At 61.5% G+C, this 8,740-nt stretch carries 9 protein-coding genes; 8 read left to right on the top strand and 1 reads right to left on the bottom strand.

Features of this window, described 5'->3' with window-relative positions:
- From CBW66_RS28705 to CBW66_RS23050, 8 genes are all read left to right on the top strand, one after another.
- On the top strand, nucleotides 1–399 hold the full coding sequence (locus tag CBW66_RS28705) for a hypothetical protein (RefSeq protein ID WP_139841689.1): 399 nt from the start codon (nucleotides 1–3) through the stop codon (nucleotides 397–399).
- A gap of 870 nt (nucleotides 400–1,269) precedes the next feature.
- The gene (locus CBW66_RS23080; protein ID WP_086139142.1) at nucleotides 1,270–2,754 is read left to right on the top strand and encodes an FAD-dependent oxidoreductase; all 1,485 of its coding nucleotides are present in this window, start codon (nucleotides 1,270–1,272) and stop codon (nucleotides 2,752–2,754) included.
- Nucleotides 2,751–3,434 (top strand): cytochrome c, encoded by a 684-nt coding sequence (locus CBW66_RS23075; RefSeq protein WP_086139141.1) that lies wholly within the window; start codon nucleotides 2,751–2,753, stop codon nucleotides 3,432–3,434. Before CBW66_RS23080 ends, CBW66_RS23075 begins: the two co-directional genes overlap by 4 nt.
- 10 nt (nucleotides 3,435–3,444) lie before the next feature.
- Nucleotides 3,445–4,941 (top strand): FAD-dependent oxidoreductase, encoded by a 1,497-nt coding sequence (locus CBW66_RS23070; protein ID WP_086139140.1) that lies wholly within the window; start codon nucleotides 3,445–3,447, stop codon nucleotides 4,939–4,941.
- Nucleotides 4,938–5,624, top strand: coding sequence for a c-type cytochrome (locus CBW66_RS23065; protein ID WP_086139139.1), 687 nt, complete (start codon nucleotides 4,938–4,940; stop codon nucleotides 5,622–5,624). Before CBW66_RS23070 ends, CBW66_RS23065 begins: the two co-directional genes overlap by 4 nt.
- 19 nt (nucleotides 5,625–5,643) lie before the next feature.
- Nucleotides 5,644–6,366 (top strand): hypothetical protein, encoded by a 723-nt coding sequence (locus CBW66_RS23060; RefSeq protein WP_086139138.1) that lies wholly within the window; start codon nucleotides 5,644–5,646, stop codon nucleotides 6,364–6,366.
- Between the two features lie 13 nt (nucleotides 6,367–6,379).
- Nucleotides 6,380–7,759 (top strand): FAD-binding oxidoreductase, encoded by a 1,380-nt coding sequence (locus CBW66_RS23055; protein WP_086139137.1) that lies wholly within the window; start codon nucleotides 6,380–6,382, stop codon nucleotides 7,757–7,759.
- Between the two features lie 58 nt (nucleotides 7,760–7,817).
- Nucleotides 7,818–8,510, top strand: coding sequence for a TetR/AcrR family transcriptional regulator (locus CBW66_RS23050; protein WP_086139136.1), 693 nt, complete (start codon nucleotides 7,818–7,820; stop codon nucleotides 8,508–8,510).
- Here CBW66_RS23050 and CBW66_RS29295 read toward each other — a convergent pair.
- The coding region (locus CBW66_RS29295; protein ID WP_205701171.1) for a hypothetical protein at nucleotides 8,479–8,740 on the bottom strand (262 nt) is incomplete at its 5' end. The genes CBW66_RS23050 and CBW66_RS29295 overlap by 32 nt on opposite strands.

Here is an 8,740-nt window from a genome sequence, read left to right as displayed (position 1 = left end):
ATGAGTGGTTTAATTGTAGATAATCCTATTGATTTTGATGTTTGGTGCAAAATAGAAGATGGTAGTCAAAAGCTTGCAGCGACCTGGACTGCAAATATGAACTCTCAATATATAATAGATGCGTTCAAAATTGTTCGTGATTCTATAAAAATAGATGGTTATATACAGATTTTTGTGAGGTGTGGCTGGGGTGATATTCCAGATTTGCTATTGAAGCTTCCAGATTTTGTGCGGAAAGACACTTTTATTATTACCCAGTCTTCTTATCGTCCATCAGATTGTCCACGTTACTGCGAGATACATTCGCTGCGATATGTTGCTCAACTATGTCCGGTTTGTAATGGTTTTTATGTAAGTAACGTTATTAAGGGGAAGCGATTTGTCGCCTCGAAAAATTGAGATCGAGCAGTGAGCTGGAGCAGGCCGGGGTCAGGTCCGCCATTCGTACACGAGCTCAACCTTGGCCGTCTCGATCTGCCGCAAGGTGCGCTTTATTAAATGCAGATACGGCTCGACTGACTGTTTTGCTCGAGATGTGAAAAGCGGCGGCGATATGTGACCGCGGGCGGGGTCAGGTCCGCCTTTCGTACACGGTCTCAACCTTTGCCGTCTCGATCTACAGCAAGCTGCGCTTTATTAAATTCCGATACGGCTCGACTGACTGTCTTGCTCGAGACGTGAAAAGCGGCGGTAATGTGGGGCATGGTAAAAGCGGTAGATAGATAAGTGCGTCCCATTGTTTCGTCTCTGTCGCTATAGCGGGCCTGATATTACGCGAGTGAAAGGGGGACAGCGTGGCTCTGAAGATCGGCGTATCCTTAAATTCATCGGAGCGCTTCGATTGCTGCTGTGCTGAAATGAAGGCGTTGTCGCCCAGAAGAATCGGATGACAGGTGCGAGCAAGCGGACTAGTGTCATCCATTCCGGCCGCGACAAACCGGCAATAGCGGATTTTGCTGGTGAGGGTATTTTTGAGGGTATCAGTAACTGAATGGTTTGGAAAACACTGAAAAATCAAGCGCTTAGCCACCTCATTGACCATCGAGTGGGAATGATGAATTCGCTATAACTAGCTGATTTTTAAGCAAAAAATAGAAGGCCGTTGATGATGCAGTTGGCATCATCAGCGGCCTTTTTCATTTTTGGCGGCGCGGGCCACTCTTCTATAAAAAAACGACAGAAAAGAGCGGGGAAAAATATTCTCAAATCTTTGTTTGTCTTCTTGACCTAAGTTTGGTAGTCTGTACTAATAACTACTTGGGAGATGATATGGAAGACATTGCTACTGAGCGGGATGAGGCGCCGGATCAGGCGAAACTCTCGCGTCGTGGTTTTCTCGGCATGGCCGCATCCGTGACGGCAGGTGCGACTGTGGCCGTCCTGCCAAAACTGGCAACGGCGGGCGATGAGCGCGATGTGCTCGATGTCGCCATCATCGGCGCCGGGCTGGCCGGGCTGACGGCGGCACGCGACCTGCGGCGCGCCGGCTGCGAATCCTTCGTGGTGCTGGAAGCGCGCGACCGCGTCGGCGGCCGCACGCTGAACCATGACCTCGGCAACGGCTATTTCTCGGAAGCGGGCGGGCAGTGGATCGGTCCGGGCCAGACGGCCGTCGCCGACCTGGCGCGCGAGCTGGGCGTCGGCACCTTCCTGACCCACTGGCAAGGCAAGATCGTCATGCTGGCGGGCGATGTGCGCGCCACCGTCGAATGCGATGGCGGCTTGTCCACGGATCCGACATTGCGCAAGGAACTGGAAGACTTGGCGCGCAGCGTGCCAACTGCTGCGCCGTGGACCTCGCCGCGTGCAGCCGAGTTCGACTCCATGTCACTGGCTGACTGGCTGGCGAAAAAGAATCTCAGCGCGGAAGATCAGCTCGGCTGGGCGCTGGGCGCGCAGCTGACGACAGGCACCACGCCAAACAAGCTCTCCCTGCTGCACTATCTCTCACTGATCAATTCCGCTGATTGCGACTACCGGAAGCTGGAGGCCATCAAGGACGGCGCGCAGGAGAGCCGCATCGCGGGTGGGTCGCAGATCCTGTCCATCAAGATGGCCGAGGCGCTGAGAGACAAGCTGCGCTTGTCCAGCCCCGTGCTGCGCATCGAGAACTGGCAAAACGGTCCGGCCGCCATCCACACGGCCAGCGGGGTGATCCGCGCGCGCAGCGTGATCGTGGCGCTCGGGCCGCCACTGTGCCAGCAGATAACCTTCGACCCGCCGCTGCCGGAAAAGCGCCGCGAAATGCAGCGCCGCTGGCCCGCGTTTGCGCCGATGCGCAAGACGGCGCACGTCTACAAGAAGGCGTTCTGGCGTGAGAAAGGCTACAACGGTGCTGTCATTCCACTCAACAGTCCACTTCAATTTGCTTTCGATAACTCCCCGGAGGACGTCTCGTTTGGCGTGATCTCGGCCTTCATCAATCCCGGTATGCTGCCGACCGACAAGAAGGCGGCCGAGGCCGAGCTGTCGCGCATCTATGCCCAGGCTTTCGGTGAAGAGGCGCTGCATCCGGTCGCCTATCACGACCACGACTGGGGCAAGGCGGATCAATGGTCGCTGAGCTGCACCTCGCCGATACCGCCCGGTTTTCTCACCAAGTACGGTGATGTGCTGCACCCGTCCATTGGCCGCCTGATCTGGGCGGGCACGGAAACCGCCGAAATCTGGATCACCACCATGGACGGCGCCATCCGCTCCGGCCACAAGGCAGCCTTGCAGGCGCTGCGAGCCGTAGCAGGAAGGAGGGCATGATGGGCAAGGCATCCAAACCGCGCAGCCTCGGCAAGCGCATCCTGCTGCTGACGGGCGGCCTGCTGCTCGCGGCCACGGCCGTCGCCGCCGTCCTCTACGGTCCGCAACTGCTGGGCCTGATCCAGCTGGGCAAGAAGCTGGATGAGATCGCCAGCGAGAACACGCGCACCGGCGGACCATGGCCGCGCGCCAGCGAGGCCTGCGTGTCCTGCCACGGCCTCAATGGCAACGCGCGTGCCCAGACTTATCCGCGTCTGGCCGCGCAGCCGGAAGCCTATCTGAAGCAGCAGCTCCAGGCCTTCGTCAGCGGCGAGCGCAGCGACCCGACCATGACGCCAATGGCGCTGAGCATGTCGGAGCGTGAGCTAAACGGGCTGGCCGCGCACTTTTCGAAGATGAAGCCCTTGCTCAATACGACGTTCCATGCCGATCCGGCGCAGGTGAAGCGTGGCGAAGCGCTGGCCAAGGCGAACAACTGCGCAGCCTGTCATGGCCAGCAACTGGAGGGCAAGGACGTCTATCCGCGCCTGGCCGGGCAGGGCTACAGCTATCTGCAGACGCAGCTGACGCGCTTCAAGAGCGGTGCGCGGCGCGACGCCAGCGGCGCGATGCCCGCCGTGGCGGCGGCGCTGTCTGCCCAGGATATCGACGACCTTGCACAATTCATCGCGAGCCGCTAAGGAAAAAGTAATGGACGATGACGTAAAAATTCAAGACGCGGACATGGCACATGGGCGGGTCAGCCGTCGCGGCTTTCTCGGCATGGCCGCATCCGTAACGGTCGCTGCCACGGCAGCGGTTCTGCCCGAGGCGGTCAGCGCCGCCGTGGCCGCCAGCGATGAGCGCGACGTGCTTGACGTCGCCATCATCGGCGCCGGCCTGGCAGGGCTGACGGCGGCGCGCGATCTGCGCCGCGCCGGCTGCGATTCTTTCGTGGTGTTGGAAGCGCGCGGCCGCGTCGGTGGCCGCACGCTGAACCATGATCTCGGCAAAGGCTATTTCTCGGAAGCGGGCGGCCAGTGGATTGGCCCCGGCCAGACCGCCGTCGCCGACTTGGCGCGCGAGCTCGGTGTCGGCACTTTCCCCACCTACTGGCAGGGCAAGTCCACGCTGCTGGCCAAGGGCGCTCGCGCCGCGGTCGACACCGAGGGCGGATTCGGCACCGATCCCAAGATCGCGCACGAACTGGAAAAACTGGCGAAAAGCGTGCCGTGTGGCGCGCCTTGGAAGTCGCCGCGCGCCGCCGAGTTCGACGGCATGTCGGTAGGCGAATGGCTGGCCAAAAGGAATATCGAGCCTGCGGACCAAGTCGGCTGGTCCGCGGGCCTGGCGATCACGGGCGGCGCTTCGCCTGCGCGGCTGTCGCTGCTGCACTGGTTGTCGATGGTCAATTCGGCCGAATGTAATTACGACCGGCTCGAAGCGGTAAAGGACGGCGCCCAGCAAACCCGCATCTCGGGTGGCTCGCAAATCCTGTCGATCAAGATGGCCGAGGCGCTGGGCGACAAGATTCGCCTGAAGAGCCCGGTGCAGCGCATCGAGCAGTGGCAGAACGGCCCGGTGGCGATTCACACGCCGCAAGGCGTGATCCGCGCGCGTCACGTCATCATGGCGCTGTCGCCGGCGCTGTGCCAGCAGATCGCTTACGACCCGCCATTGCCGGAACAGCGTCGCGAAATGCAGCGTCGCTGGCCCGCTTTTGCGCCGGGACGCAAGACGGCACATGTCTACAAGAAGCCCTTCTGGCGCGAGAAAGGTTTGAACGGCTGGATCTTCCAGCCGGGCGGGGCGGTCCTATGGGCTTACGACAATTCGCCGGAGGATCTCTCGTTTGGCGTGATCAACGCCTTCGTACAGATCAGCATGCTGCCGACCGACCCGAAGGCGGCCGAGGCCGAGCTGTCGCGCATCTACGCCCAGGCCTTCGGCGAGGAAGCGCTGCATCCGCTGGCCTACCACGAGCACGACTGGCGCAAGGCGGACCCATGGACGCTGAGCTGTGTCTCGCCAATGCCGCCGGGCTTCCTGACCAAGTACGGCACAGCCCTGCATCCGGCGGTGGGCCGCTTGATCTGGTCGGGCACGGAGACGGCCGACATTTGGGCAGGCTATATGGATGGCGCGGTGCGTTCCGGCCATAAAGCGGCGTTGCAGGCACTGCAAGCCATCGCGGCAAGGAGGGCATGATGGGTAAGGAGAAAAAGCGTAGCGGGGGCCGCAAGCTTTTCATGCTGTCGGGCGGGATGTTGCTGGCCGTGCTGCTGGTGGCAGGCTTGCGCTACGGACCGGAACTGTATGGCCTGCTGCGGGTGAGTCAGGAAGTCGACACGATTGCCCGTGAAAACGCGCAGCTGGCGGGTCCCTGGCCGCGCGCCACCGACTCCTGCTTCTATTGCCACGACGGTCCGCAAGGCCATGCGCGCACCCAGCTGTATCCGCGCCTGGCAGGGCAGCAGGAAGCCTATCTGCGCAAGCAGCTGCACGCCTTCGCCAGCGGCGAGCGCAACGATCCGACCATGACGCCATTCGCGCTGAGCCTGACTGACAAGGAGTTCGAGGCGATGGTCACGAACTTTGCGCGGATGAAGGCGCAGCCGAATACGGACTTCCATGCCGACCCGGCGCGGGCGGCGCGTGGCGCAGTGCTGGCCACGGCCAACAATTGCGCGGCCTGCCACGGCCCGCAGCTGGAAGGCAAGGATGCCTATCCGCGCCTGGCCGGGCAGAGCTACGACTATCTGGTCGATCAACTGAGCAACTTCAAGACCGGCAAGCGCCGGGATGCGTCAGGCATGATGCCGGCGGTCGTCAATGCGCTTTCGCCTGGGGATATTGAGGACCTCGCGCATTTCCTCGCGAGCCGTCAATAAAAGAAAAGGGAGCAGAGACATGACACAAAAAAATAATTCGAACGACCCGCGCGCCGTGGTCGGCTGGCTGGCGGTGCTTGGCGCGGTACTCGCCTGGAGCATGGCGGTGCTGGTCGGCGCGGCGGCCGGCTTTGATTTCGAGGTCCTTGCACACCCCACCAGGATGCTGGCGTACTCGGCAGAGTCGCAAAATCTGTATCGCTTGTCGATGTGGGCCGATATTCTTGGGTGGTATGTGCCGTTCCTGGCGGTCGGCGGCTACCTGTGGCAACCGATGCGTCAGAAGATGGGCGCCATGGCGGACATCGGCCTGGCCGGATTGATCGTCTACGCAGTGTTGGGGATCACCGGTGCTGGCTTGCTCAGTCTGACGCTGCCGCCAGTGGCCGAACTGGCCGCCAGCACAGCCGGCGCGAAGCCGGCGGCCGATGCCCTGTGGATCACCCTGCAACGCGCGGCGCAAGGCATCTGGAACGCCGAGGCGCCGGTGCTGCTGTTGTGGGGCATCGTGGCGGCGCGCTTCCTGCGTGGCGAAAAGTGGGGCTTTGGCCGCCTGCTCACGTTCGATATCTGCCTGTTTATGCTGGAGCTCGCGTTCAATCTGGTGGGCTGGCACGATATTGGCGAATCCATCCTGATGATCACGCTGGTGATTCATCCGCTGTGGCTGTTCCTGTTCGGCGTCAGCCTGCTGCGCCAGCGCGCGCCGGTGCTGGCGGGCCACTACGCGACCGTCCGCTGAAAAGGAGACCATCATGCACACAAGCAGTTACGCCTTCTCGGCCGATGAGGCCAAAGTGAAAGCCGATCTTGAAAAGTACCGTACGCTGGGCGGCTGGGTGGAAACGCCCGGCGACATGCAGGCGCCGCTGGAGGGCGACGTCAACGCCGACGTGGTCATCATCGGCGCCGGCTACGCGGGCCTTTCCGCCGCGCTGGCGCTGGCGGGGAAGGGCGTCAGGGTGGTTGTCCTGGAGCGGGAGTTTGCGGGCTTTGGCGCCAGCGGCCGCAACGCCGGCTACCTGGCTGGCGCCATCGGCATCGAGTACGAACTGTTCCATAAAAAGGTCGGTCCGGAGACGGGCGCCCGGATCGTCCGCTTCTACGAAGACGCGGTCACCTTCGTCGAAGGCAAGCTCAAGGAATATGGTATCGACTGTGATTACAGGCAGTCGGGCATCATCCGCGCAGCCATTCATCCATCCCAGGAAAAGCGCTTGCGCAAGGGCATGCGGGTCGGCGCCGAATTGGGCTTCGAGTCGACCTTCCTGGACTCGGCGGCGATGCGCGCGCGCGGCATTCCAGCGGCTTTCCTGTTTGGTGAATGTACGGCGCATGGCGGTACCCTGCATCCCGGAAAATATGTGATGGGCTTGCGGCGCGCGGCCATCAAGGCAGGGGTGCAGCTGTACGAAAACACACCGATGCTGTCCTACGCCGAGGGCCCGATGATCAAGGTGCAAACGCCGCGCGGCAGCGTCACTGCGCCAGCCATGCTCTTTGCCAGCAACGCCTACACGCCGCAGAATGGACTGCTTGCCGACAAGGTGGTGGCGCTGCGGGTTTCGGCGATCGAGACCGAACAGCTGTCAGCGGCGCAACTGAAATCCCTGGGCTGGCCAGGACGGGAAGGCATCATGACGGCACACTGGATCATGGAGAGCTTCCGCCTGACGCCGCATAACACGCTGCTGGTGACCACCAAGCGCGTGCAGTCTCCCTACGGCGCGCGGACACCGAATGTGCCTGCCTACGATTCGTATGGCGAGCTCAGGGTTGCATTGCATGACCGTCTTCCGGCCTTGAAGGATATTGCGGTGCGGGCCTGCTGGAGCGGCTATGTCAGTGTCGCCAACGATGCCCTGCCAGTCGTCGGTGTGACGGGGGCGCACCGGAACATCTACTTTAGCGCCGGATGCTCAGGCCACGGCCTGGCGCCCCAGTCGCTGCTCGGGCACTTGATTGCTGAGCGCATGCTCGGCGCCGATCATCCGCTGTTCGCGGCATTGCAGCGCAAGGTCGCGCCGATTCTGCCGGCGCCGCTGCAGTGGTGCGCCACCAAGGCCACGCTGGGACTGGTGGGCATGCTGGATGGCCGTGTCAATCGCAAGGCGAGGGCCACCGGACTCCGGTGAGATTGACTTTTTGGTATACATACCAAACAATCAGGTCTTTTCCACATCCCTTACGACGATGACCAACGTAAAAGAATCCGACGAAAAGCCTGTGCGCAAGAAGCGGGGCAAAGCGAGCCAGGCCACAGGCGAGGCAGCGCACGGCGGCTTGCGCGCGCAGGGCGTGCGTACCCGTAATACGATTGTAGAGGTGGCAAAGCAGGTGCTGCTCGAAGGCGGCAGCCTGGAGTTCTCGCTGCGCGAAGTTGCTTCCCGTGCCGGGATCAGCATCAGCAATCTCCAGTATTACTTCCCGACCAGGCTGTCGGTGCTGCGCGCCGTTGTCGAACCGGTGATCCAGACCTACCTGAGCGAGATGCAACGCGCCTTGGACAACAATCTACCACCCAAGGAAAGGATCATCGCACTGGCCGCGCAGTCGATGCGCGAAGTGAGGAATCCAGAAACGTCGGCGCTGTGGTGGCATTTCGTCTCGTTTGCGATGATCGATGAGGAATGCTCGCGCCTGCTGGACGACTGGTACGAGACCTTGACGCGGGAGGGGGCACAGTTAATCCGCAGCGCTTATCCCCACTACAGCATGGCGGACTGCCTGCACCGTGCGACCCTGCTGATTGCCATCACCGACGGCTTGAATTACCAACTCGGCGCAGGCCGCCGCAAGCGCAGCTACACGCGCGGGCTCGACGCAAAATTCATGGCGACCGTGGACGCCTTGCTCAAGGCACCGCTGACAACGGAGCCTTCATAACAGCGATAAGGCCGCAGTGACGATGAAACGACAGGATTTTCCTGTCGTTTTTTTTGGCTCTGTCATCGGCAAATAGGGGAAATACCGGAATCTTCCCTGCGCTGCGCTGTCTGACTCTGCATACCCACCACGCAGGGAGCCGATCATGCAGCAAGCCAACTGGCTCCGTTTTGTCGCGCAGTGTGCGCAGTTGAACCGGCGCCAGCGGCAGGCAGGCATCGCCTTGTTGC

Origin of the sequence: Janthinobacterium sp. GW456P, assembly GCF_002127655.1 — a bacterium.
Lineage (GTDB): Bacteria > Pseudomonadota > Gammaproteobacteria > Burkholderiales > Burkholderiaceae_D > Janthinobacterium.
This window is presented reverse-complemented; position numbering and strand designations above follow the sequence as displayed.